We start from the raw sequence: 26,024 nt of genomic DNA, 5'->3' as shown, positions 1-26,024 counted from the left end.
GGGCGTTATGGGGTCCATGCTGTTGGTCGCGGCGCCCGCCATGGCGCAAGGCGGCACGGATGGACGCAGGATCGACATCAAGGCCAGCGTCGATGTCCGCCATGACAGCAATGCCGCCCGCGCCAGCGAAGCCAACGCCGCCGCGCGCGGACTGGTCCAGGCGGATGAGCGGGTGGCGCCCAGCCTGAATTTCGACCTGTCCGTTCCGCTGGGACCGCACAAGGCGTCTCTCGCGGGCGAGGTCGGCTATACCTTCTATCGCCGCAACACGCAGCTCAACCGCGAACGGATCGCGGCGGAGGGTGAGGTCGCCCTGAACCTGCCCGTCTGCGACCCCAAATTCTCGGCCAATTATTCCCGCCGCCAGAGCGATCTGGGCGAAATCGGCATCATCAACGCCACGGGAACGGACAGCGTCCGCAACACCGAAACCATCCGGGGCGGCGGCGTGACGATCGCCTGCGGCAAGGACATCGGCCTGCGCCCGACGGTCAGCGCGGACTATAAGAGCGCCAGCAACACGCAGTCCGTCCGCCGCCTCAACAATCATGAGATCACGACCTATCTGGGCGGCATCGGCTATGTCCATCCGTCGGTCGGTGAACTGCTGGTCTTCGCCCAGAAGCGGATCACGCGTTTTCCCAACCAAACGCTGGTGACAGGCGGACGGGACGGTTATGACGTCACCGCCTATGGCGCGCGCTTCACCCGCAATATCGGGTCACGACTGCGCGGCACGGTGGAAATCACCAAGGTCGACCTGTCCCCCCGCCGCGCGGGCGTCGCCCAGTTCGACAATATAAACTGGTCGGCGGATGTCGTCGCCACGATCAGCAGCCGCCTGCAACTGCATGCCAGCACGTCGAAGGAAGTGACCTCCCCCCTCGCCGTCAACGCGCTTTATCATGCGGCGCGGCATTATGCGGTCGATGGCGATTATGCGCTCAGCAGCCGCCTTAACCTAAAATTGGGTTATACTCGTCAGAACCGCGACTTCTACGGCGTTTTGCCTTCCTTGGGGCCGGTCCTGACGAATGACACCAATGAATTGCTCTTTTCCGCGCTTCAGTTCGAATTGAACCGCAGACTTCAGTTCACGCTGGAGGCCGGGCACGAACGAAGAGATGCAAATGACAGTTTTTTCAATTACAGGAACACGCGCTTTGGGCTTCGCACGGACTTTAGTTTCTAGCACCGGCCGTCCAGTGAAAGGGGCAAATGCAATGGTAAGACGCATCCTGTTTTGCATCCTGTCCGTCATGGCGGCCATGATGCATCCCACGCTGGCCGCCGCACAGGGCCAGCCGCCCGCCCCCGCGGTGTCGATGAGCGAGGGCTATGTCCTCGGCACCGGCGACCTTGTCGAGGTGACGGTGCTGGGCCGCGACGAATTCAAGCCCCGCGTGCAGGTGCAGAGCGACGGCACCATCCAGTTGCCCTTCCTCGGCACCGTTCCCGCCGCCAACAAGACCGTGATCCAATTGCGTGACGATGTTCGCGCCGCGCTCAAGAAGGGCGGCTATTACGCCGATCCCATCGTGAACGTCGCGGTCGCCACCTATTCCAGCCGCTATGTCACGGTGCTGGGCGAGGTCGGCACGCCCGGCCTGCTGTCCATCGACCGCGCCTATCGCGTGTCGGAAATCATCGCCCGCGTCGGCGGTATCAAGCCGACCGGATCGGACAACCTTGAGCTGGTCCGCGCCAGCGGCGAGCGCATCCCGCTCAGCTTTGAAGGATCGGCGACCGGCGGCCCTGCACAGGATCCCGTGGTCAACCCCGGCGACAAGCTGTTCGTGCCGCAGGCCGAAACCTTCTCCATCCAGGGACAGGTCAACGCCCCCGGCGTCTATCCGCTGGGCAAGGGCATGACCGTGCTGAAGGCTCTGGCCCGTGGTGGTGGCTTGACCAGCCTCGGCTCCAACGGCCGGATCAAGGTCTATCGTGATGGCAAGGAACTGCGTGGCCTCAAGCCACTGGCCGCCATCCAGGCCGACGACGTCGTCGTCGTTGGCGAACGCTTCTTCTAAGGGATGGCGCAGCAATGAGCTTCATTCAGTTTTTCAGGATCCTGTGGGCACGTCGTGCCATCACCCTGGTCGCCACATTGGCGTGCCTGGCGGGAGCCTTGCTGTTCGTCAAGATCGTCTCGCCTCGCTATGAGGCCAAGACACGGCTGATCCTCGACATCGTCAAGCCCGATCCCGTGTCGGGCGAGATCATCGCCTCCCCCTTCGTCCGCGCCTATGTGAAGACGCAGATCGAACTGATCCGCGACTATCGCGTCGCGGGCAAGGTGGTGGACTCGCTGGGCTGGACCAGCACCCCGCAACTGGTGCAGGCCTATGCGGAGCGGACCGGCGACGAGAGCGTCGATTTCCGGCGCTGGCTGGCGCAGCAGGTCATCCTCAACACCAATGCCACGCTGATCGAGGGCAGCAACATCCTCGAAATCAGCTACGCCTCTTCCTCGCCGGAAACGGCGCGGCGCGTGGCGGATGTCATTCGCCAGTCCTATCTGGACCAGAGCATCGCGTTCCGGCGTGAAAGCGCGGGCCGCAACGCCCAGTGGTTCCGCAATCAGACCAACAAGCTGCGGTCCCAGCTCGCCAGCGCCGAACAGCGCAAGAGCGCCTTTGAAAAGGCCAATGGCATCGTCCTCCAGGACGAGACGACCGACACCGAAATGGCCAAGCTGCGCGCCCTGGCGTCGTCGGCCCCTGCCCCCGCGTCCGCCGTGGCCGCCGCGCCTGCGGCATCGTCGCCCTCGTCCGCCGTGCTGGCGCAGATCGACGCGCAGATCGGCTCGCTGTCCCAGACGCTCGGCCCGAACCATCCCGACCTCGTCAACCTGCGGCAACAGCGTTCGGCGGTCGCCGCCTCGGTGGGCCGTGAACTGGCCGCCGCCCGCGCCGCATCCCGGCCCGCAGCCAGCGGCCCCTCGATCAGCGGCATGCTGTCCGCCCAGACCGTCAAGGTTCTGGAACAGCGCGGCAAGGTGGCGGAGGCACAGCGGCTCGCGACCGACGTGACCGTCCTCCAGGCCCAGTTCAAGCAGACGGCATCCCGCGCCGCCGAACTGTCGCAGCAGTCGGAATCCAACGAATCCGGCCTCACCCTGCTGGGCAGCGCGATTGCGCCGGAAGACCCGGTCTTCCCCAACAAGCCCCTCATTATCGCCGGCTCCCTCATCCTGGGCTTCGTCATCGGCATCCTGACGTCGCTGATCGTGGAACTGGTCAACCGCCGCGTCCGGGGCGCAGAGGATCTCGCCCTGCTCGGCGTGCCGACCCTCGGCGCCATGGCCACGACGCCGAACACGCAATCCAGCAGCATCTGGACGCGGCTTGGTTTCTCCACCTTCAAGTTTGGGCGTACGACAGAATGAGCGATGGTATAGACACCCCTGCGCAGACCGTCGCTGACGCGGCCAACACCGGGGCGGCGGCTGAAACCGCCGTCCGGGACCGGATCGACTATGAGGTTTCCGACCTGCTGTGCGCCTACACCGACCCGCGCCATGCGAAGTCGGAGTCCATCGGCGCCCTGCGCACCCATCTGCTGGCGCAGCATATCCGTGACGGACGGCGGGCGCTGGCGATCAGTTCGCCCTCCGCCGGTGTCGGCACCAGCTATGTGTCGGCCAATCTGGCGGCGTCCTTCGCGCAGGCGGGGATGAAGACATTGCTGATCGACGCGAACATGCGCGATCCCAGCCTGGAGGACTATATCCGGCCCTCCGCGCCGGTGATTGGCCTGCAACACTGTCTGATGGACCCCAATCTGCGGATCGGCGACGCCATCCAGCAGAATGTCCTGCCCAATCTGTCGATCGTTTATGCCGGCGGGCAGGCCGACGATCCGCAGATGTTGCTGGCCAGCGATTCGTTCAAGATCACCGTCGAGGACTGCCTGCGCGACTTCGACATCACGATCATCGACACGCCGCCCAGCAATGGCTCGTCCGATGCGCGCCGCATCGCGCTGGTCGTGAAATATGCCATGCTTATCTCGCGCCGCGACGTGACCTTCATGTCCGACCTGAAGACGCTGGTCGACGAATTCACCAACGATCGGGTGAAGATCATCGGCACCTATCTCAACAGCTTCTGACCGGAACCTCATGGACGCCAACGCAGCTGCGCCGGGCAAATGGCTCCCCACGGCCCCTGTCCTTGTCCAACACTGGCCATCGTTGCTCGGTCTGGCGATCCTCGCCATTCCGACGATCATCGCGCTGGCCCAGTCGGCCTGGCAACTGGAGTCCGGCAACCATGGCCCGCTGGTCCTCGCGACCGGCCTGTGGTTGCTGAGCCGGAAATTCCCGCAGATGCGCGCGCACCAGTTGCCTCCCCGCACGCTGGTGATCGTCGCCGGGCTGGTGGTGGCGCTGCCCCTCTATATTTTCGGGCGGGCGTTCGACTTCATCAGCATCGAGACGGCGGGACTCTATTTCGCCACGATCATCCTGATCTATAATCTCGTCGGCTGGTCGGGTTTGAAGATCGCGATCTGGCCGCTGATCTATCTCGGCTTCCTCATCCCGCCCCCCGGCTGGATCATCGACCAGATCACCGCACCGCTGCGGGAGTTCGTGTCCTTCACCAGCACCGGCCTGCTGACCCTGTTCGGCTATCCCATCGTGCGGCAGGGCGTCGCGATCTTCATCGCCCAATATCAGCTTCTGGTCGAGGATGCCTGCTCCGGGATGCATTCCATCATGGGCCTGACCGCGATCACCCTCTTCTACATCTACATCATCCATGTGAACGACCGGGTGCATCCCCATTGGCGGCGGATCATCGTGCTGGCGCTGGCCGTGCTGCCCATCGCGATCGTCACCAACATCATCCGCGTCATGATCCTGATCCTCATCACCTATTATTTCGGCGATTCGGTGGCGCAGGGCTTCCTGCATTCGACCACCGGCATCATGATCTTCGTCGTCGGCCTGCTCCTCATGTTCCTGCTGGACTGGGTGCTCAACCGCACGAAACAGGCCGTGTCTCATCCCACGGCGGAGCAACCGGCATGATCGACCGACGCGGCCTCCTGTTCGGCGGTGCCTGCATCGCCGCGCTCGGCTCGGCGGAGGCGCTGCGCCCGCGCACCCATGTCTCCCTGCTGGGTAGCAAGAAGCTGGGAGACATCGTGCCCAAAAGCTTCGCCCAATGGTCGGCGGAGGATGGCGGCGACATCATCGTCCCCACCAGCGAGGGCAGCCTCGCCAGCCGCCTCTACAGCGACATCGTCACGCGCACCTACCAGCACAGCAGCGGTCGCGGCGCGATCATGCTGCTGATCGCCTATGGCGCGGCGCAGAGCGACGTGCTCCAGCTCCATCGGCCCGAAAGCTGCTATCCGGCCATCGGCCTCAACATCTCGGCCCGTGCCTTCACCAACATCCCGCTTCCGGCCGCCCGGCCCATCCCGGGCGTCGAACTGACCGCGGGCGGCGGCGACCGGATAGAGGACATCGTCTATTGGACGCGCCTGGGCGAATATCTGCCCCAGACCGCCGGCGAACAGCGGACCGACCGTCTGCGCGCCTCGCTCAAGGGGCTGGTGTGCGACGGCGCGCTGATCCGCGCCTCGATCCTGCGGCAGGACAAGCAGCCGGATTATGCCACCCTGTCGCAATTTCTGATCGACATGGTGCTGTCCATGAAACCGGCGGATCGCATGGCCCTGATCGGCACGGATCGCGCCCGACTGATCGACGCGGCCTGAGCGCAGGCGGGGCCGCGTCGTTCCCCTCAACGGGAGCGGTCGAATGGCTGGCGCAAGGCCGCGGTACGCAACAGGCATTGGGATCGAAGACGGAATCGCCACCACCCGATAGCATCGCGGGGGCGTCTTCCCCCCGCTGGACGACGCTCATCCGAACCCGCGCTCTCTTTGCTTCCGTCCCCCGTCGATCATCCAGCATTGACTATCGCCCCGCCGAAGTATGACAGTAACAACATCGTCATGGCGAGTGTAACGAAGCCATCCATGGCAGCGTTGCGGGTCCACCATCGCCCTCGCAATGACGGCTCGTTCAACCCGATGTCATGAAAACAGGAGCCTGTCCCCCGATGCTGGCATCCCTCATCGAAAAGCTCCGCATCAAATGGTGGAGCCGGACCCAGTATCGCAATGACCGGCTGCGCGCCTATTTCCGCGATCACTTCCGCATTGATGTCGGCTATTACAGCTATGGCTGTTTCGACCAATGGCGCATGCCCGGCCCGCTGCGGGTGGGGCGCTATTGCTCCATCGCCAACACCGTCCGGTCCGCGCCGATCAACCATCCGATGGACGCGCTGACCACCCATCCCGCCCTGTATGAGCGCGCCTTTGGCGTCGTCGACCAGGATATTCACTGGGACACGCCGCTGGTGATCGAGGATGACGTCTGGATCGGCAGCTATGCGGTGCTGCTGCCCGGCTGCAAGGCCATCGGCCGGGGCGCGGTGGTGGGCGCCGGGGCCATCGTGACCCATGATGTCGCGCCCTACACCATCGTCGCGGGCAATCCGGCGCGCAAGATCCGCGACCGCTTCGACCCCGCCATGATCCACGCCATCGAGGCCAGCCGCTGGTGGGAACGGGACGCGGCGGACCTGCGCGCCCTATGGCTGCGCAATCCCGACCTGCTGCTTCATCCCACCGTGGCGGCCCTTGAAATATGGGCCAGAGAAGGCGGTAAGTAACACTCGCTGGTCGGCAAGTCCCGTTAATGGCAAAAGCCTCTAACCACAGGCAGACCGGCTAGTCCCCGCACATCCACCCATGGGGGAAACCACTGGCTCCCCGCCTCATCGGCTCATCATCGCCTTTCGGTCGATGCCCCATACCGCAGATGCGAACGGGCACAGGCCCCAAAACCCGCCCCCCGCCAGCCCCGGCCTGAGCGCCTATTTCCGGCCCAGCCAGCCGGGCTGCCCGCGCCGGTTACAGATACCCGCCACCCAGCCGTCCAGAGCATAGAGCCACTGCCGCCACGCTCCCCGCGCCAGATAGCGCATCGTCAACAACCCCAGCGCCGCAGGCCCCGCCACCAGCAGCTGCCATGGGGCGGTGTCATGCACCATGTTCATCTTGTTGCGTTCGTCGAGGTAGATGGGCAGCTTGGGCCGCACCTTCACCGGCGCGCCCGATCCGGTCGTGCCCCCCTGCCCATGCACCACGATGGAGCCGGGCGCGACGCCCAGTTTCAGGCCCCGCTTCTGCGCGCGCAAGGCCCATTCGACTTCCTCGCAATAGAGGAAATAATCCTCCCGCATCAGTCCGGCCTGTTCCACGAACCGGCGGGTGGCCAGCATGGAGGCCCCACTGATGAAATTCACCTGCGCCTCGACATGCGCGAAATCATGGGCGCTGGGCCAGGCGGAGCCAAAGCCGATCGACTCGCACCGGGCCAGCCAGGGACGCCAGCGGCCGCCCAGGCTCTGCACCCGGTCATCGGCCAGCAGCAGGACACTGCCCACCGCCTCCACATCGCCCCGGCCAAGCCGCTCGACCATCGCGCCCAGCGCCTCCGCACGGGGCGCCGTGTCGGGATTGAGCACCCACCAATAGTCCGACTGCGGCCGCGCCGCGATGCACAGGTTCACGCCGCCCGCATAGCCGATGTTGCCGGGGGCCAGCAGGACGGTGATCGGCAGCGGCGAGTCCGGCAAGGTCGCCACCGCCGCCTTCAGCCGCTCGAAACTCGCCGCCCCGCCATTTTCGCATATGACGATGTCGGCATGGTTATAGGTCTGCGCCGACAAGGCCCGGCAACAGTCCAGAATGTCGTCGCAATTATTATAGGCCACGATGCATATGGACACATGGCCCTGCGGTCCTGCCGTCACTTGCTCAGGCCCAGCGCCAGTTGATGGGCGTCCAGCAGTCGCCAGAATCGGATCTTGACGAGGCAGACCGACGCCGCGACCCGTTCCGACAGGGTGGAGAGCGCGGGGCTTTTCCAGATCTTCGGCAGGTGGACGATCACCGACACCGGCAACAGCCAGGTGCGGCCGATCCATCGCAGACGGCCCAGAGGACGCTGGCGCAACAGGCCATAGGTTTCACGGTTGAGCCGCCGCCACTTTCGCACCAGCGCGCTCCAGCTTCCCCGTGCGGGATGGCCGATGGCCGCATCCGCCCGATAGCCCAGCCGATAGCCCAGCGCGCTGGCGCGATGCGACCAGTCCATATCCTCCGACACGCCCGCCGCGAAACCGCCAACCTTGTCGAAGATGGCGCGTGGACAGAACAGGTTGCCCGACCCGGTGAAGCCCTTGCGCTTGACGTAGCTTTCATTGTCGAAGGCGAAGACCGCCTCGAACGCTTCCGATCCGGTCAGCACCCGGCCCGGCTCGACAAGGACATTCACCTTGCCGCCCACGAAATCATAGTCGGACAGGCCCGCCAGCCCCTCCTCCAGCCATTGCGGTTCCGCCACGCAATCGGAATCGATGAAGGCCAGTATCTCACCGGTCGACGCCTCGACCCCCGCGTTGCGGGCAGGCCCCGCACCCGGCACCATCTGCACCACCATGCGCGCGCGCCCCGCGATTGCGGCGGCGACCGCGTCCGGTCCCACGGCGCTGTTGTTGTCGGAGACGATGATTTCGAACTGATCCGCCGGAAGGGTCTGCACCGCCAGCGCCTTCAGACAGATGTCCAGCGCGGCGAGATCATTATAATGTGGGATAACCACCGAAAGCTTCACGGTCGCCATCATCTTCCCTCAAATCAAGTGTCCGATGAACCGGCCCGGACGGCCCGGCACCATTCCATGCCCACATCGGAGCCTATAGTCATGGGAGACATTCCCGACAGACAAAAAAACGGCCGTCCTTACCAGACGGCCGTTCTTATAACTCGATACTTAAAAATCGATAATCAGGCGTAGCTGACCTGAACATTCTGGGGGGCAGCCTTGCGGCGGCGCATCACGGCGCCAACGCCCATGAAGCCGACGATCAGCATGGCCCAGGTCTGAGCTTCCGGAACCGAGAAGGAGAAGGTGCCGTTGTAGACGCCGTTCAGCTGCGAGGAACCGCGAACCAGCAGGGTCTGCGTGCCGGCCGAAACGGGCAGCAGCAGGATCTGGCGGAGTTCGTTGACGCCGCGCGACAGGATCGGAACCGTCACGCCATTCAGCTTCACATAGGTGGAGTTGAAGTTGACGTTGGTGAGGTTGCCCGTGTCGGTCGACGACAGGGTCAGCGACACATAACCGGCGGACGGCACGCTAAACGTGAACGTGTTGGTGAAGCTGACGGTCGCGCCACCGGCGCCCGGCGTGGCCGAGAAATTCACAACGGTAGCGGCGCTCGCCACCTGCGGCGCGACTGCAGCGGCAGCTACCAGTGCCAAACCACTGAGCTTAGACTTAAAAGTCATAACCAAACCCCTTTTCGATCGCGCCGAGAAGAGCGCACCTGAAAACCTTCGTACGAGGGTTTCTTTACAGTGGATTCGTGTCGCGGCGCAACAACTAAATCTTTTGATAACCCACCATGTTCACTTCGCCGTAACCCTTCCAGACCCCCGGAAACGCTAAATTACGGCTCAACAACAACGGGCATCTCTTCACCACCGTCGATGAAACCATCCTATTTTGGGACAAACCGAAACCTTGACGCGATGCAGCATCCCCCGCCGCTGTCGCGGATGCGAATCAATCACACTGGCTGATCGAGCGTTGCAGACTCTGGAGATTCGGGCTGGCGCTATCCAGCCAACGCGCCATCTGGCGCATCCACAGATAGACGGGAACGCCCTCCTCGTTGAAGGAATAGGCACCGGCCGGATCGTACGGAATCGGCCCCACCAGCCCGGTTTTTTCCGATAGGTTACGCAGGAAAGCCTCCGACCCGCCAAGGTCGCGCAGCAATCCCTCCAGCCGCGCAATGTCCAGCCGGCCGCCATTGTAGAGGGCGGAACGGGCGAGCAGGCCCAGCGTGTCGCTTGGCACGAACGTCTCCGCCTCCGTCACGAAATGCACGCTCTTGGCGGTCACGCGGTGGCGGATTTCCTCCACCGCCTGATGCACCGCCAGAATGATGTCCTTGACCGCCACGACCGTGTCACCGCGGTCGATGGCGTTCAGGCCCGCATGCTGGCCGATCAGGTTGGCGATATAGGGCGAACCATAGGACACCAGGTTGATAAAACCGATTTCCTCGTCCGTGAACTTCATGCCGCAGACGGTTTCGGCATTATGGACGAGCTGTTCGATTTCGCCCTGCGTCATGTTGGGCACTTGCAGCCCCATGATATTGCGCCGGATCGACGGGATATGTTCGATCAGTTCGGTCAGGTTCCCCGCGACGCCCGCGATCACCAGCTGGACGCGCGCGGAACGGTCCGACAGATTCTTGATGAGTTCAGCGATGGAACGGCGGAAGGCGGGCGAATGGGCGCGGTCGAACTCGTCGAGGATCAGCAGGACGTGCGTGCCGGAAATCTTGGCCAGCACATCGGTCAACTGGGGCACGTTGAACGTCCCCTCCGGCAACAGGTCGGCGAGCGAGCGGCCTTCCTCGCTGGCGTCCGACGTCGGCGCGAAATCAGCGTGATAGAGCAGCGGAATGTCGCGCACGATGGCGCGGAACATGTCGCTGAACTCTGTCTCCTCGCCGCACGAGGCATAGCGCACGACATAGCGCGCTTCCCGCGCCAGCCGCGACAATATGTGCATCAGCGACGTCTTGCCGATGCCGCGCTCACCATAGGTAACGACGTGCAGGCGCTGATCCTCGATCGCGCGGATCAGGGCGGTGAGCACCTCGTTGCGGCCGGCGAACATGCTGGGGTTGAAGACCGGCTGCGACGGGGTGAACGCCTGCCGCATCCGCATCCGCATCCGCTGGAGCGGCGAGCCATGGACGCCATGGGTCTGGTCCGCGCCCGATCCCTGGAAGCGCGGCAACGGACCGCTAGGCTCGACGGCGGCGCGCGGCGTCTTGCGAAAACGCAGGTCGGTGGAGGTATCGCCGTCCGCATCGCTGTGCCGTTTTTTGACGGACACCAGATTCCTGAACCAATTCACCACAAGACCTTTCCAATGACTCGTCCGCCAACGACGCCCGTATAGGCGCATATAGTGAAACATTTCTCAAAAACTTGCCGCCGACAGAAGTATCCGAAGCTTTGCGGGCGACTATTCGGCACGGCGTTACAGCAGATGTTTGCGCAGCCAGCGTGTTAGCGGCAATTCCAGCCAGAGGTGCAGCGCGATCCCCGCCGCCGTCCCGCCCAGGATCAGGAACAGATGCCCCCCTCCCACCGCCAGCACGGGGGCGGGCAGATGGACGGCGATCCGCTGGAGGATGGCGTTGGCCGGGGTATGCACCAGATAGAGGGCATAGGATGCGGAACCCAGCAGGGTCAGGAAACGCAGCGCCCGCCCCTCCCCGTGATTGCTGACCCTTGCCTTGACCAGCCCATAGACGACCAGCGTGAAGGCCATCCCCAGGATCAGGGTCCACACCGTCGCGACCGGCGTGACATAATCGCTGAACTGCAACCGGTCGAGATCGAAGACATGGGTGGTTATCAGCGCGATGGCCAGCACCCCGCAGCCCAGCAGCAACGGGAACTTCTGCGGCCCCGACGTATCGCGATGGCAATAGCGGGCCGCCAGCATACCCATCATGAAATCGAGCGTGAAGCTGGACAGGAACAGCGACGCGACGCCCGTGACCGGCTGTCCCGCGACGCTGGCGACCAGTTGTCCCAGACAGGCCAGCGCCCAGCCCGCCATGACGATCCCGCCCAGACGCGGCCAGGCGATGACCAGCGGAAAGGCTGCGTAGAAGATGAGTTCATGGCGCAGCGTCCACACCACCAGCGGCAGGGTCGGCTCCAGCGAGGGATAGGGCAGCAGGGATCGCAGCAGTTGATTGGGGTCGGGCGCCCCCGCCCCCTGCGACCGGATCGCCGCATAGCCCAGCACCACCAGCCACAGCACGGGAAACAGGCGGACGAACCGCTTCTTGGCATAGAGCCAGATGCGGTCGGCATGCCCAAAATCGGCAATACAGGCGGTGTAGATGATGAAGCCGGACAGAACGAAGAAGAAATCGACGCCATGCTCCAGAACGGACAGCCATTCGAAACTGGGGCCGCCATAATGCCTGGCGCTGGAATTGGCGTGAAACACGACCACGGCCAGAGCCGCCAGTCCCCGACCGATTTCGAGGGAGATGATTCTCGAAGAACCACTTTGCCGCGCTGCACCCTGCCCGGCCTGACCTGCACCGGCCTGACCTGCACCGGCCGCACCGAAACTGGCCGGGCCAGCCCCGATGGGGCCGACCTGCGCCGCGATGCCCCCTTCAGCGTTCACTGCCACGCGCCCCTAACTTTTTTTAAAAGGCTTAAGAATAAGCCAGATATAGACAAGAATAGACACGAAGATAAGCCATGCCGCTACCTCATGCCCATCGTTCCCCAAATAGTTCACCACGGCGAAACCGACCGCGGGGGGCAGATAGTGGAACAGCCTGTCCGGCGGGTTATCCATGGCGGAACGGTTTAAAAACAGGACGATCAGCCCTGAAAAGGCAAGCACCGACACCCAGTCAAAGATAGTTTCCATATCGATTCTTTTGCCCCAACCGTCGGCCTGACATAGCACGCCCATTTTGCCATCGGGCGACCATGTTGCCAATTATCAACGATGCTATATGGCCGAATTCTCCGATTTCATAGCATCGTCGACACAGAGAAGGACGACCTTTTGCTACAGCTGGTTCAAAAATATCGAGGCACGATAAAGCTGAGGGAAAAGATCCAGCCGCTGGTCTCCATCGGGATTCGCGGCCTCTCGCTTGTCGCCGGTTTCGCCATCACGCTGGCGCTGGGCCACAAGATGGGCGCGACCGCCATCGGCCAATATTCGGTCATCACCCAGTCGGCCCTGTTCCTGTCGGTTCTGGCGGTCGGCGGGCTGGACCTCGCGATCGTGCGCCTGTGCTCCGCCGCGCTGTCGCACGGTGTTGCATTGCAGCGCGCGCTGATCCTCGAAATCACCCTCTATTCCTCCGCGCTGGTAGCGCTGGTCATCATGATCGCCATTTTCGCGCAGAATCATGGCGTGGCCGTGCTGTTCCAGGGGGAAGCGCCGCAGGGCGCCCTCGCCGCGCTGATCGCCATCATGCTGTCGCGCGTGCTGACCCGGATCGCGGGGGCGCTGCTCCGCTCGCAAAAGGCCTATTCCTGGGGGCAGGCGGTGGAAGTGCTGCTCATCCCCGCCGTCGTCCTCGTCCAGATCCAGTTCTCGGACTTTACCAATGCGTCGCAGGTGCTGATCGCGACCGCCATCAGCGGGGTCATCATCGGCCTGCTCGCCCTCGCGGCCTGCTGGTTTCTGGCAAAGCCCGGCCGCCATCCCGATTCGCCGCCGATCAAGGCGATATTCCGGGTCGCGGTGCCGTTGTGGGGCGTGGCCATCTTCCTGAACATCGCGGACTGGTATGCGCTGGCCACCGCATCGGCCCTGTTCGGGATCGAGGAGGCCGGGCGCTACCGCGTGGCGCTCCAGATCGGCAACGCGCTCAGCATCGTCAGCATGGCGATGTTCAGCCTCTTCTCACCCCAGATCAGCGCCGCCTATGCCCGCAAGGACTTGCACGCCATCGGCCGCATCGCGCGCACCGCGACGCGGCTGTCCATCATCATCGTCCTGCCGATCGCGCTGGTCCTGTCCTATTTCGCCCAGCCCATCCTGATCCATGTGCGGGAGGATTTCGCCCCTGCGGAAATCGTCCTCCAGATCGCGATTTTCGGGCAGGCAGCCTATGCCATGTTCGGCCCGTCCGGCCTCGTCATGGCCATGACCGGCCATGAACGCATCCAGCTCGCCCAGACGGTGATCGGCACGCTGGCCATATTGGTCGCCGCGCCTGTTGCTGGCTATTATTTCGGTCTGGCGGGAATTTCGCTTTCGGTGACGCTGGTGCTGGTTTCGCGAAATGCCTTCAGCATGTATTCTGTTTGGAAACTGCTGGGCATCAACGTAATGACCGGGAAGGTCAGGCCACGGCCCGTTCAGGAAGACTAAGCTATTTCCCGGCGCGATATGTGGGGGTCCACCTTTAGATTGAAGGACATGGTCATGAAGCCGTCGACCAAATTGGGGATGATCGCCCTGCCGCTCTTCGCTCTGGCGGCGCTGGCCGTGCCCGCGATGCACTATCTGGGGCAGGCGGGATCGGCCGCCGGCATCGGTCCGGGGCGCAAGGTCGACGTGACGGTATCGTCGGGGCAGCAACTGGTTCAGGCGCTGACCACCGCCGGTGACGGTTCGGTCATTCGCCTGATGGCGGGCACCTACCCCGACATCGCGCTCAAGAACATCATCAAGTCCGGCACCGTCATCATCGAGTCCGCCGACGCAGCTCGCCCGGCCCGCCTCTCCGGCATGAACGTCCTTCAGTCGGAGGGGCTGCATTTCCGCAACCTCGCCTTTGCGGTCACGGCGCCGCCCACGGCCTCGCCCTCCATCTTCTATGTCGCGAAGTCGCGCCGCATCACCCTGTCGGACATCAGCATCACCGGCCCGGACGGCCCGCTGGAGGATAGCAAGATCCTCGGCCTGTTCGTCCGCCTGACCGATGAATTCACCGTCACCGGGTCGCGCTTCCGGAACCTCCAGCACGCGATCAGCCTGCTGGACAATAATAAGGTGGAAGTCACCAACAACCAGATCGCCCAGATGCGGACGGATGGCGTGCGCGGCGGCGGCCTTTCCGACCTGCTGATCGCGGGCAACACGATCACCGACTTTTCCCCGGCAAAGGCGGATCATGCCGATGGCATCCAGCTCTGGTCGACCAACCAGAAGGAACCGGGCCGCAACATAGTGATCCGCGACAACCTCATCTCCCGCGGCAAGGGCGGCCCGATCCAGGGCATCTTCATCCGCGACACCCATAATGTCCTGCCCTTCGAAAATCTGGAAGTCAGCGGCAATATGGTCATCGGCGGCGTCTATCACGGCATCACGATCATCGGCGTCAACAAGGCGCGAGTGACGGACAATGACGTGATCGCCATGGCGCCGTGGAAGTCGTGGATACGGCTCCAGAACGCATCGGATGCCGTCGTGCAGGGCAACCGCACGTCGCAGTTTACGATGCAGGGCAACACCGCCCTCACCATGACGGACAATCGCGTCTCGCAGGATGGCACCCGGCATCTGGGGCAGCGCCTCGCGCAATGGCTGGACCGCAAGCCGGGCCGCCGCGTGGCCGACAATGGCATACAGGCCCGCATCCTCACCGAAGCCGCATCGATCGAGAACGAACGATGATGCACCATCCATCGACATCCGGCCTGAACGGATATGAGAAAGGCCGCGCTCCGCGCGCGTATATCATGCCATGATTCTTCGCGACTCGGACCTTAAGGCGGAAAACAACAATATCGGCATCACGCGCCTGATACTGGCGTCGGCCGTGATCTGGACGCACAGCTATTGGGCGGTGCATCATGTCAGTGGGCAGGATGAATTTTCCCGGCTGCTGGGCACCCAGCCTGTTTCCGCCTTCGCCGTGAACGGCTTTTTCTTCATGAGCGGTTTTCTGGTCTACGCCAGCCTCGCGCGCCGCAGTTCGGTCGTCCAATATGCCCTGCGCCGCCTGCTGCGCATCTGGCCCGCGCTCGCGACATGCGTCACGCTGACCGCCGTGATCGGGGCCTATTTCTCGCAGGCGTCCGGCACCGCCTATTGGCTGGGGGAGACGTTCCGCTTCCTCGTCGGCAACATGTCGTTGCTCACGGCGAAATACAGCCTGACCGGGGTGATGTGCGACGGCGCGCTGTGCAACGTCAACGGCTCGCTATGGACCATCCCGTGGGAGGTGCGCTGCTACATCGTGCTGGGCGTCCTCGCCCTGCTCGGCCTGACGCGCCCCGCGCTGATGGGGCGGCTAATCCTGCCGCTCACCCTCGCCACCACCATCCTGTGGCGCATCCCCGGCGTGCAGGACTGGATCGCCAGCCATCTGGGGCAAGGCGTCACCTTCAACCTCGCCATGTTCGACCGGCTGTGGAGCATGTTCGCGCTCGGTATCGCCGCCTATCTGGTGCGGGAGCGGCTGGTGCTCAACTGGTGGATCTGCGCCCTCCTCTTCGCGGCGACGGTGGCGGAGGCGCATTGGCAGGTGAACGTCCATGCGGCCACGCTCTTCACCGGCTATGCGGTGCTGTGCTGCGCCTTCCTGACCTCGCAAAAGCGCAGCCTGTCGGGCAAGTGGCCCGACTATAGCTATGGCATGTATCTCTATGCCTTCCCGGTCATGATGCTGCTCGTGCAGAGCGGCCTGATCGCGGACAGCCGCCTGCTGGCCCTCGCCAACGCGACCCTCACCCTGCCGCTGGCCGCCCTGTCCTGGCATTTCATCGAAAAGCCCGCGATGGGCCTGATCCGCAGGATGAAGCGCCAGCCGGCGACCGTCGCCGTCCATTAAAGGCATTTTCGCAGCAGAGTGCGCCTCGGCTGCCTCGAAAAATGCGGCCCATCACAAGACGAATAGGGCATGGTCCGATCCAGATTGATCGGACCATGCTCTGGGGCCACAACCGCCCGCCTGTCCCGCACGCGCTGGATAAAGCCATGGATTGCGCAGGATGCGCCATGCTGCGGACAGTCGGCATCCGACAGGTCCGCGCTGCGATGACTTCCCTCATACAGGGACAACGGATCGCCCACGCATCCTGACGAGTATCCCATGTCCTGCGCGTCACCTCCCTCGCGATGCAGGGCGTCGACCGATCATCACTCCATGCGAGACCCAGCCACGCACCGCGCACTGCCCAGCGGATCGCCCAACAGCCGGGGCAATGGTCGCATCATCCCTCAAGCGCATAGCTGGCAGCCGGTCGAGGATGGCTCTGCGCTGCTCTCGACCGCCGCCCTGAGTTGGTCCTGTCCTCTACACATCCGCACGACCTTGCGCGCTTCCGCACAAAGCGAGAACGCCCCTATCCCGTGATGCCGCATTTTCCGAGACGTTGACCATCAACAGTCAGCATCGAAAACACTCTAGGGCGTGATGGCTTTTCCGTGAATCGTCATGGCGAGTGCAGCGAAGCAATGACGAGGCGGGTCAATCTAACGTCATCACGCTCTAAACCGCTGGCCTCCCGCTCACGCCGATGCTTCATGACGGTTGCGGCCAAAGTTCCAGCCATTCGACGCTCAATCGCTACGCCATGAGCGGGCCGAAGCCTCCCATCCACACAACTCGCCACCGATGCGTCGGGTCACCCACCAGCCTCCGCATCCCGCCAAAAAGAAAAGAGCGCCGGTGCCAGCCCCGCGCTCCTGTGCGTCACGATGATGGAAGCCCCAACCGATCCCGATCAGGGCCAGCCCGCGTCAGGCAATCTGCAACGGGGACAGTTCGCGCCGCCGACGCATCGCGCCGCCCACGGCGCCAAAGCCCAGCAGCATCATCACCCAAGTTGCGGTTTCCGGCGTCGCGGTGCTCGCCGTGCCATAGGCGATCGAATAGGTCTCGCCGTCGATGCGCGGATTGAGCGTGTGCAACTTTGCCACAAAGTCATCCAGCGCCACCTTCACCGGCGCGACCTTGAAGGTCAGGCTGAACGTGCTGGTCGCCGTCGTCCCCTTGGCCAGGCCGCCGTCATGCGTGGTGCAGGACGCGCTCGTCACGGTGAAGCAGACGTCGCGGGTGCCGCTGTTCAGCGGATAGGCGGTGTTATAATAGACCTGCTTGAACTTGCCGGTCGCGCTCGCGGACTTGAACTTAGCGGTTTCCACATCGAAGGCGAACGAGCGCAGCAGCGAAGACACGCTCGACGTGTTGCTGGTCGAAACGCTGAAATTATAGGTCTTGCCGCCGTTGGACACACCCGTGAAAGTGATGGTCTGCAAGGCGGTAATCAGCGGGGTCAGATATTTGCCGCCATGATCATTGTCGATGTAGCCGCGATACTGGACGGTGATGACCCGCCCGACATTATAGTCGTGGATCACCACGGCTGCTTGCGCCGATGCCGCAAAAGCGGTCCCAAACAGGCACGCCAACAGTATTTTCATGAACTGACGCATGACGGTTTCCTACGAACGCAACCAATGATGACGGGACATCCGCACAATCCTCCAAAACCGGGGGCTGGAGGAATCGCGAAGTGGTTAAGAATTACCATTGGAGCGGAATTTCTGCAATTGCGAAAAGTCGCCGCGCCGCAGCAGGTCACCAATATTGTACCGTATCGGTACAGGGCGCAGGCGGCTCTAAAGCCCCCTCCTCTTCTATTGCCGCAATGCTCCGACGGCGTCCGACGGGTATGAACAGTTCAAAAGCAACACTTTAAGTCGGCCGGGCCGCATCGCCCGCGCTGACCCTGTCGTGCCCCACAAGTCCGGTTGTCACCGCAACGGATAGCGGCACAGGCGCGCGCCTCACCCCGACCCGGCATGTCTCACCTCATCGCCATTGCGGAAACGACTCGGCCGCCACAGGCGGGCACCGCCCCTCCGCCCCTGCCTGCCTCCGCCAGCCACCGCACGGCTCCATGCGCGTGGACAGGAAAGCCTCCTACCGGATCGGCAGGAACCCGCCGTTCCCAAATGCAGATGGGCCGCAGCCACCCTCGCGCTATCATCGCGATCAAAACAGTCCAAAATCAACCATTGGAGATTGAGGACATGTCCACGAAATTGGGGCAGTCCGGGCAAAAACAACGACGAACTAAAAATATCCATCCACCTGTTTTGCAACCATAAAAAATTCCATTTGAAAAACTATTCATGACTTTATGGAATTTTACATAGATTAACGGTTCAATATTTGAAAATATGGATCTTAACTATAAAATCCCAATTTATGACTTAAAAATGTTCATTTTTCAGAGACTTGACCCGGAACGGGACAGTTTTCCGCCCTCTGTACGACTTCATCCATCGCCCCAATGGAACCTTTTGCCGCATTCCGCCTTATCCCTAGGCATTTTCGAGCGACTAGCGCGAAGAGCAGGGAGAGAGGGTTAAAACCGTTGTCGCAGCAAAACATCAGCATTATCTCTCCTCCTCAACGGCCATTAACCCCGTGCAATTTCAAAAGCTTGGCGGAGGACTTGGTGAAGACAGACAGTTAACTCCAAAGTTTCCATTTAAGCATTTTTGCATTTGCCCGTGGCAATCAATCATGTTAAAAACCCGTTAAATAAAGAAAAATTCCCTAGGGCGCCGTAGTTCGTCTCACTTCATCAATTAAGGAAAAAATCATGGCTTCTACAGACGGCAAGGCTTATGCCTCGAATGGTAACGCTGGTGGCGACGTCCGCGCGACGAACGATGTTGACGGCACGGTTCTCTTCGGCGGTGGCGGTGCGGACAACCTGCGCGGCGGTCGTTACGACGACATCCTCGACGGCGGCGCCGGCGACGACAAGTATTTCGGTGGCGACGGCGCTGACCAGTTCCGCATCAACGGTTCGACCGTCGAAGGCTCGAGCGACATCGACTATCTGTACGACCTCGACTTCTCCGAGGGCGACACGCTGGTTCTCAGCAACTTCGGTGCAGGAAGCTTCAGCGACGTGGTGGGCAACGTGAACGCCATCAACGGCGACGGCGACGCGATCATCTCGTCGTGGAGCGGCCTCGCGGCCATCGTCAGCCAGCTCGGCAGCCGCGCTACGCTGACCCAGAAGGGCAATGTCGACGTTGCCCTGCTGACGATCGAGATCGGCGGCGCGACGGAAACACTGTACATCACCGGCGGCGCCAGCGCTCTGCACATCGGCACCTTCGCCTGATCTGCCGCAGGCGGCATGATTGCCGCCTGCACAGGTTCCGTGTGAGCCAGTCCCTCCTTCGGGAGCGGACGCGGACCAACACAAACATAAACAAGGGGCGGCAGTGATGCCGCCCCTTGTTTTTTATCCGACATTCCGCTGACCCAGTCCCCAGACAGGGCGCATCAGCGAACGGCGGGCATCATAAGATGAAGTCGGTGGCCGCCAGGGTCGCAACCTTGTTGATGACCAGCTCAAAATCCTTCACGCCATCCCCGTTCAGGTCGCCATAGACATGGGCGCTGCCGTTCACCACGTCGTAGCGCAACTGGCCCGCGACATGGCTGAACGCCTTGGTGCCGATAAACTTGAACGCATCATTGGCGCTGGTGTTGATGTTGGCGTCGGCCAACGACAGGCTGATCCTGTCGGTCCCCCGTGCGAAGTCCATGATCATGTCGATCTTGTCCGACTGGAGATCGTCCTGCCGAAAACGGAACTGGTCCGCGCCCGCGCCACCGAACAACTTGTCCGCGCCCGCGCCGCCTTCCAATATATCCGCACCCCCACCGCCATAGAGCAGGTCGTCGCCGGTCCCGCCCAGCAATGTGTCACTGCCCGCGCCACCGTCGAGCGTGTCGTTGCCCCCGTCGCCACGCAGCGTGTCATTGCCGTCGCCACCGTTCAGATAGTCGTCGCCCTCGCCGGTCTGGATGATATCGTCGCCGCCCAGGCCATAGACTTCATCCTCGCCGGAGGAGCCGGTGATCCGGTTGGCCAGCCCATTGCCTTCGCCCACCAGTCCGCCCACTTCCAGGCGCAGATCCTCGACATGCTCGGTCAGCGAGTAGCTGATCCGCGTGGACACGATGTCGGTGCCCCCGTTCGCCAGTTCGATCACCTTGTCGCCGGAGGAGCGGATCAGATATTTATCGTCCCCGGCCCCGCCATACAAGCTGTGCTTGCTGCCGTCCGCGCCGCCGCCGGTAATCACATCGTCGCCCGCGCCCGCCACGATCTTGCTGTTGCCGATCGCCGCGACCTTCAACTGGTCGTTCGCCCAGGTGCCGTTGATCGTCGTGATGCGATCGGCGTCCGGGATGAAGGAGGAGGCGTTGAGGTTGAGCTTGAGCGCGGACATGATCGCCCCGACAGAGGCGCCCGCTGCCGCCGCCAGGCCGCCCTTTGCGGTCAGCCATGTGAACACCGCCCCCGCGCCGCCGTCCAGCGGGTCCAGCGCCACCTTGTTCGCGGTCGATCCCGTCTGCCCCGCGGCCAGCATATAGCTGGTCGACAGGTTGCTCTTGACCGCGAAATCGGATGCGGCGTCGGTGCGGATCCAGCTCTTTTGGCCATCCACGCCCAGCACGGTGTTGTTGGCGATGACGCCGCCGTTGACGCCGTTCACCGCGATGCCATTGTACATGCCGCCGACCACCATGTTGCCGGTGATCGTCACATTCTCATAGGGCAGCACGCCAAGCTGGTCGCGCAGGAAGATGCCCTGCACCGGTTCGCCATCGCCGCGCGTGATGAGGTTGTTGGTGATAGTGATGTTCTCGGCGGTACGATTGGTGTTCGTCGTCCACAACTGGATCGCGTCGGGGTGGTCGCCCTCGCCGGGATAGAAGTCGGTGAACATGTTGCCGTCGATGACGAGGTTGGACGTGCCGCCGCCGCGCACGCCATCCGTGCGCAGGTCGTGGAAGGAATTGCCGGTGACGGTCACGCCGTCATTGTCCAGCAGGCCCAGACCATGCTGGCCGTTGCTGAACTCGGAATTGGTCACGGAAATATCGCTGCTGTTGCGGATCAGCATCAGCGCGGATTCCTTGCCGCTGCCCAGATTGGCCAGCCCGTGCACGTCCAGCTTGTCGAAATGGATGTCGGAGGAGCCGAGCACGAGAAAGCCATTGTCGCGGCCTGCGACCTTCTCCGAAAATTCGATGTTGCTGAACGTCAGGCCGCTGCTGTTGCGGACGGCCAGATCGGTGAACACCGCCGGGTTCTTGGCATTGGCCGACGTGATCGTCACATTGCCCGGAATGTCGATATTCTTGATGTTGACTGCGGAATATTCACCCTCCGCAAGCTTGATGACGTCGCCGTTCTTGGCGTTCTTAAGCGCGCTCAAAAGAGCGTCAGTTGTTTTTACATTATAGGTAGACACGAAAATCTCCCGCCCAACCCGGATGTGCGACCCGGGGCATTACCGTTGCCCTCGGTAATATGCCTGTCGCATTGCCCCTGCGCTTACACCGTTGGTTAAGATGCAAGTTACTAACTGGCTATTCTCAGAGAATAGGATGTTTACTTTCGAATTCGAAACGACTGGATCTTATTAGCTTTTTCGTCGTTTGCCCTACTATTGCGCCGCTTATCAGGATCGCATCAGATACCCCGCCCCCTCGGCTGTCCGCTGCATGGCCCCCGCATGACCGTGCGACTGAGTAAGAAAATTTTCGGTAACAACACTCTATGACAAAACGGCGGAACGAAGCGATTCGGATGACACTGCGCTAGTACCGTATGCTGTTTGGCTGTATCGCTGCGCTGCAGGATTGTGGATGACATCAAATATAGGGAATATGTCCGACGACTCGTCGGTGCACTCCCATTCGGGGCTATATGAAATTACCGACCCAGAGTGAGGAAATGCGTTCGGCGGTGCGTGATGCACGGCGGACCATCGCGCCCGTGTCGATTCTATCCTTTCTGGTCGCCTTGCACCCTTTGACGATCGGCATGTTCCTGCTGCTGGTGGTGGATGTCGCCATGCCGGGGCGGAGCGGATCGACTCTCCTTGGCCTCGGCCTGTTCATGCTCATGATGCTGGGCTTCAACGCCGTCTTCCGCTCCCTGCGCCAGCGGTTGATGATGAACGCGGCGGAGTTCATCGTCTCGCACATCGCTCCCCGGCTGGAGGAGGCGACGGGCCGGCTGGGCGAGAAGGCGCATAACCCCAGCGGCGAAGGGCATCAGTCCGGCCGCGACCTCGACGCGATCCTCCACCTGTTCGCATCGGGCAGCGCGGCGACCGCGATCGACATCCTCGCGATTCCCGTCCTGCTCGTCTTCGTGACAATCCTGCACTGGTGGCTGGGGCTGGCGCTGGCCGTCACCGCCATCGTCATGCTGGTCATCCTGTCGCGCGCCATGGCCTTCCTGCCCACGCCGCTGCGCGAAATGGTGCCGCTCTATGCCCGTCGCCACAGCCTGATCGAGGCGCGCAACAACACCGCGCCGGTCATCCGTTCGCTGGGCATGAGCAGCCGCATCATCGCCGCATGGTCCACCGTCAATTCGGCCATCCGCCGCCGCGTCTTCCAGGCGCAGGGACGGCAGGAGCGCATCCTGCTGGAGGCGCAGGCGCTCCAGACCATCGGCTATCTGCTGGTCGGCATACTCGCCGCCTGGCTCTCGATCACCGGCCATGCCAGCGGTGGCGTGCTGATCGCGTCGGTCGTCGTCACGCTGCTGGCGCTGCGCCCCATCGTCGAGACGGTGCGCAACGCCCAGGTCATCATCAACGCGCGGCAGGCCTGGACCCGGATCGACACCATCCTCTCCTCCGTGCATCCGCAGTCGGTGTCCATCGCCCTGCCCGCCCCGGTCGCGCGGCTGGAGGTGGAGGGGATTGCCGTCGCCCCCGCCGGGCAGAAGCGGCCGACCGTCTTCAACATCAATTTCGCACTAGCCGCGGGCGACATACTGGTGGTGCTCGGCCCCGCCGGTGCGGGCAAATCCATCCTGCTCGCCGGTCTGGTCGGCGCACAACCGCTGGTGTCCGGCAAGGTGCGGCTGGACGGCGCGGCGCTGGACCAGTGGGACACGGACCAGCTCGGCGCGCATATCGGCTATCTGCCGCAGGGCATCGACCTGATGCCCGGTTCCGTGGCGGAGAATATCGCCCGCTTCCATGGCGAGGCCACGGCGGAGGAAATCGTCGCGGCGGCCACCGCCGCGAACGCGCATGACAGCTTCGTGCGCCTGCCGGAGGGCTATAATACCCCCGGCCGCCACCTGTCCCTGTCGCAGGCGCAGCGCCTCGGCCTGTCGCGGGCGCTCTTCCGCAACCCCTTCCTGCTGGTGTTCGACGAGCCGACCGCCCATGCGGACAAGGCGGCGGAGCAGGACTTCATCCTTGCGGTCGAGCAGGCGAAGGCGCGCGGCGCCATCGTCGTCCTCGCCGGCAATGCCCGCGCCCTGCTGGAAATCGCAACCCATGTGCTGTTCATCAGGGACGGCACGGCCACCGATTTTGGCGGGAAACAGGCGGTTCTGGACCGCATCGCCGGACGTCGCCGGATTCAGGAGAACCCTGCGCCCGATCCAGCGTCCGCCCCAGAAGACGCCAATGGCACCATCGAACAGACGGATTCGAAATGATGAGCTACCGGACACCCGCCGTCATTGACGAGAACCGTGCCGTCGAGCCGATCTTGGAAGATCCGCACGCCGCGCTGCAACGCAGCTATCGCCATGGGCTGATCGTGATCGGCCTGTTCTTCGCCGGTATCCTCGCCATGGCCGCCTTCACCGGCACGCGCGGCGCCATCATCGGCGTCGGCGAAGTCACGGTGGAGACGCGGGTCAAGAAGATCGCCCATCCCAGCGGCGGCGTGATCGCGGAACTGCTGACCTCCGAAGGGCAGCGGGTAAAGCGTGGGCAGGTGCTGATGCGGCTGGAAAATGGCGTGTCCGGGATCAGCGCGTCGGCCGCCAGCGGCTCGGCGGAGCAGATGGCGGCGACCGCCGCCCGCCTGACCGCCGAACGTGACGGCGCAGCGGCGATCAGCTTTCCCGCGTCGCTGACCACCGACCCCACCCCCGCCAAGCAGGCCGCGATGCAGCAGGCGAGCAGCATGTTCCAGTTGCAGCGCCAGCTTCAGGCCAGCGCGATCCAGCAGAGCAATGAGCGGGTTCGCCAGACGGAGCAGCAGATTGCCTCGCTTCAGGCGGAAATGGCGGCGGTCCGTCGCCAGAATGAACTGGTCAAGCCGGAGCTTGAGGGCCTGCGCTCCCTGCGCGACCGCCAGTTGGTGACGATCAACCGGCTGAACCAGATTGAACGCACCGCCGTGGATCTGGAGGGTCAGGTCGCATCCTTTGGCAGCCAGATCGCGCAGGCGCGCGCCCGCATCGCCGAAATCCGCCAGTCCGGCCTGCAACTGGTGCAGGACGCGCGCAGCCGCGCGGGCGCGGAACTGGTCGAGGTTCAGGCCCGTCTCAGCGAGCAGACCATCCGGTCCGCCACCGCGCAGGACACGTTCGACCGCAGTCTGGTGCGTGCGCCCTATGACGGCGTCGTGGCCAAGCTCGCCTATTCCACCGTCGGCGGCATCGTGCCGCCGCTGGAGACGATATTGGAGATCGTGCCCACCCATGACCCGCTGACCGTCGAGGCGAAGATCAGCCCGATGGACATCGACCAGGTCAGCGCGGGCCAGCGAGCGTCGCTGCGCTTCTCCGCCTTCTCGTCGCGCATCACGCCGGAAGTGGAAGGCAATGTCACCGTCGTCTCCGCCGAGCGGGTGAACAATGAACGCACCGGCGAGAGCTATTACAAGGTGCAGGTCGAAGTGACCGACGCCGCGCGCAAGAAGCTGGGCAATCTCAAGCTCGTGCCGGGCATGCCGGTGGAGGTCTTCATCCAGACCAGCGAACGCTCGCTCCTCTCCTACCTCACCAAGCCCATCCGCGACCAGTTCAACCGCGCCTTCCGCGAGGATTGATCGGTCGGGAGTGTGGGTTTGTAGCGAGGGTTGATTGGCCGCGAGGATGAGTCAGCCCGCGCTGCCGGGATCGGCGGGCGGGGCAGGGCGACCGGGTGGCCCGTTGCGATCTATGGCCGCAATCCCGCTTCTGCTGGCGGAGAGTTGGCCGGATCATGGGTGACGGATCGGCTTTTGCGGGTAGCGGGCGGCGAACCGCGGCCGCGACGGTTGCTTATTGCGGCGGGATGTCCGCGGCTGTGGTATCATCTGCACAGGAACCGGCTGCGGCAAAGGAAACCCACGCTGGCTCCGTGCCGAAATACGCTCTGATCCTGTAACTGAACAACCGCCCAACGGCTGCATCGGCAACCACGATTGAGGCGCGACGGCGGCAGGGATTTTCCCCGATCTCTACAACCGCGCTTGAAAAACCGCTCCCGTTTGAGAAACGGCCCCCTCCCGGAGCGCGATGACGTTCAATGCACCCGCCTCGTCACTGCGAGCGCAGCGAACCGCAGGCGGGCGAAGTCTAACCACTCCATAAGCGCCGCA

At 63.1% G+C, this 26,024-nt stretch carries 21 protein-coding genes; 13 read left to right on the top strand and 8 right to left on the bottom strand.

Translation table 11 applies throughout. From position 1 onward, the window contains the following. The first annotated feature begins 16 nt into the window (after nt 1-16). The 7 genes from LWE61_RS18505 to LWE61_RS20850 all read left to right on the top strand — a co-directional run bounded on the left by LWE61_RS18505 (nt 17) and on the right by LWE61_RS20850 (nt 6,695). Nucleotides 17-1,192 carry a porin family protein gene (locus LWE61_RS18505; protein ID WP_234152130.1) on the top strand — a complete coding sequence of 392 codons (1,176 nt, stop codon included), beginning with the start codon at nt 17-19 and terminating at the stop codon, nt 1,190-1,192. 31 nt (nt 1,193-1,223) lie between these two features. Then, a complete protein-coding gene (locus LWE61_RS18500; RefSeq protein WP_234152129.1) occupies nt 1,224-2,030 on the top strand; it encodes a polysaccharide biosynthesis/export family protein in 807 nt (268 codons plus the stop codon). A 14-nt stretch (nt 2,031-2,044) separates the two neighbouring features. Then, the gene (locus tag LWE61_RS18495) at nt 2,045-3,388 is read left to right on the top strand and encodes a GumC family protein (RefSeq protein ID WP_234152128.1); all 1,344 of its coding nucleotides are present in this window, start codon (nt 2,045-2,047) and stop codon (nt 3,386-3,388) included. Then, complete coding sequence (locus LWE61_RS18490; protein WP_234152127.1) at nt 3,385-4,113, top strand: CpsD/CapB family tyrosine-protein kinase; 729 nt, start codon at nt 3,385-3,387, stop codon at nt 4,111-4,113. Before LWE61_RS18495 ends, LWE61_RS18490 begins: the two co-directional genes overlap by 4 nt. 10 nt (nt 4,114-4,123) lie before the next feature. Beyond that, entirely contained in the window at nt 4,124-5,035 is a 912-nt protein-coding gene (gene xrtV, locus LWE61_RS18485) for an exosortase V (protein WP_234152126.1), read from the top strand. After that, complete coding sequence (epsI, locus tag LWE61_RS18480; protein ID WP_234152125.1) at nt 5,032-5,730, top strand: exosortase-associated protein EpsI, V-type; 699 nt, start codon at nt 5,032-5,034, stop codon at nt 5,728-5,730. Before xrtV ends, epsI begins: the two co-directional genes overlap by 4 nt. Before the next feature lie 347 nt (nt 5,731-6,077). Next, the gene (locus LWE61_RS20850) at nt 6,078-6,695 is read left to right on the top strand and encodes a CatB-related O-acetyltransferase (RefSeq protein ID WP_234152124.1); all 618 of its coding nucleotides are present in this window, start codon (nt 6,078-6,080) and stop codon (nt 6,693-6,695) included. A gap of 204 nt (nt 6,696-6,899) precedes the next feature. Here LWE61_RS20850 and LWE61_RS18470 read toward each other — a convergent pair whose 3' ends face one another. The 6 genes from LWE61_RS18470 to LWE61_RS18445 form a co-directional block, all read right to left on the bottom strand. Continuing rightward, nucleotides 6,900-7,817, bottom strand: coding sequence for a glycosyltransferase (locus LWE61_RS18470; protein ID WP_234152123.1), 918 nt, complete (start codon nt 7,815-7,817; stop codon nt 6,900-6,902). Between the two features lie 20 nt (nt 7,818-7,837). Next, entirely contained in the window at nt 7,838-8,713 is an 876-nt protein-coding gene (locus LWE61_RS18465) for a glycosyltransferase (protein WP_267961904.1), read from the bottom strand. Between the two features lie 164 nt (nt 8,714-8,877). Continuing rightward, nucleotides 8,878-9,381, bottom strand: a complete 504-nt coding sequence (locus LWE61_RS18460) for an FxDxF family PEP-CTERM protein (protein WP_234152121.1) — start codon at nt 9,379-9,381, stop codon at nt 8,878-8,880. 277 nt (nt 9,382-9,658) lie between these two features. Continuing rightward, the gene (locus LWE61_RS18455; protein ID WP_234152120.1) at nt 9,659-11,011 is read right to left on the bottom strand and encodes an ATP-binding protein; all 1,353 of its coding nucleotides are present in this window, start codon (nt 11,009-11,011) and stop codon (nt 9,659-9,661) included. A gap of 147 nt (nt 11,012-11,158) precedes the next feature. Continuing rightward, complete coding sequence (locus tag LWE61_RS18450; protein WP_234152119.1) at nt 11,159-12,331, bottom strand: acyltransferase family protein; 1,173 nt, start codon at nt 12,329-12,331, stop codon at nt 11,159-11,161. Between the two features lie 12 nt (nt 12,332-12,343). Next, nucleotides 12,344-12,583 carry an XrtV sorting system accessory protein gene (locus LWE61_RS18445; RefSeq protein WP_234152118.1) on the bottom strand — a complete coding sequence of 80 codons (240 nt, stop codon included), beginning with the start codon at nt 12,581-12,583 and terminating at the stop codon, nt 12,344-12,346. 141 nt (nt 12,584-12,724) lie between these two features. Between LWE61_RS18445 and LWE61_RS18440 the strand changes: the two genes are divergently transcribed. The 3 genes from LWE61_RS18440 to LWE61_RS18430 all read left to right on the top strand — a co-directional run bounded on the left by LWE61_RS18440 (nt 12,725) and on the right by LWE61_RS18430 (nt 16,457). Then, nucleotides 12,725-14,047, top strand: a complete 1,323-nt coding sequence (locus LWE61_RS18440) for a lipopolysaccharide biosynthesis protein (RefSeq protein ID WP_234152117.1) — start codon at nt 12,725-12,727, stop codon at nt 14,045-14,047. A gap of 54 nt (nt 14,048-14,101) precedes the next feature. Further along, nucleotides 14,102-15,298, top strand: coding sequence for a right-handed parallel beta-helix repeat-containing protein (locus LWE61_RS18435; RefSeq protein WP_234152116.1), 1,197 nt, complete (start codon nt 14,102-14,104; stop codon nt 15,296-15,298). Between the two features lie 70 nt (nt 15,299-15,368). Continuing rightward, entirely contained in the window at nt 15,369-16,457 is a 1,089-nt protein-coding gene (locus LWE61_RS18430) for an acyltransferase family protein (protein WP_234152115.1), read from the top strand. Between the two features lie 911 nt (nt 16,458-17,368). Here LWE61_RS18430 and LWE61_RS18425 read toward each other — a convergent pair. Further along, nucleotides 17,369-18,052 carry a cistern family PEP-CTERM protein gene (locus tag LWE61_RS18425; RefSeq protein ID WP_234152114.1) on the bottom strand — a complete coding sequence of 228 codons (684 nt, stop codon included), beginning with the start codon at nt 18,050-18,052 and terminating at the stop codon, nt 17,369-17,371. Between the two features lie 1,190 nt (nt 18,053-19,242). On the opposite strand from LWE61_RS18425, the gene LWE61_RS18420 reads away from it, so the two are divergent. Beyond that, the gene (locus tag LWE61_RS18420; RefSeq protein ID WP_234152113.1) at nt 19,243-19,776 is read left to right on the top strand and encodes a calcium-binding protein; all 534 of its coding nucleotides are present in this window, start codon (nt 19,243-19,245) and stop codon (nt 19,774-19,776) included. Between the two features lie 181 nt (nt 19,777-19,957). Here LWE61_RS18420 and LWE61_RS18415 read toward each other — a convergent pair whose 3' ends face one another. Next, nucleotides 19,958-21,889, bottom strand: a complete 1,932-nt coding sequence (locus tag LWE61_RS18415) for a right-handed parallel beta-helix repeat-containing protein (RefSeq protein WP_234152112.1) — start codon at nt 21,887-21,889, stop codon at nt 19,958-19,960. 494 nt (nt 21,890-22,383) lie between these two features. Between LWE61_RS18415 and LWE61_RS18410 the strand changes: the two genes are divergently transcribed. Together LWE61_RS18410 and LWE61_RS18405 are read left to right on the top strand one after the other, a co-directional pair. Further along, entirely contained in the window at nt 22,384-24,144 is a 1,761-nt protein-coding gene (locus tag LWE61_RS18410) for an ATP-binding cassette domain-containing protein (protein WP_234152111.1), read from the top strand. Then, complete coding sequence (locus LWE61_RS18405; protein ID WP_234152110.1) at nt 24,144-25,490, top strand: HlyD family type I secretion periplasmic adaptor subunit; 1,347 nt, start codon at nt 24,144-24,146, stop codon at nt 25,488-25,490. Before LWE61_RS18410 ends, LWE61_RS18405 begins: the two co-directional genes overlap by 1 nt. The last annotated feature ends 534 nt before the right edge of the window (nt 25,491-26,024 follow it).

Origin of the sequence: Sphingobium sufflavum, assembly GCF_021403115.1 — a bacterium.
In the GTDB taxonomy this organism is placed as follows: domain Bacteria; phylum Pseudomonadota; class Alphaproteobacteria; order Sphingomonadales; family Sphingomonadaceae; genus Sphingobium; species Sphingobium sufflavum.
This window is presented reverse-complemented; position numbering and strand designations above follow the sequence as displayed.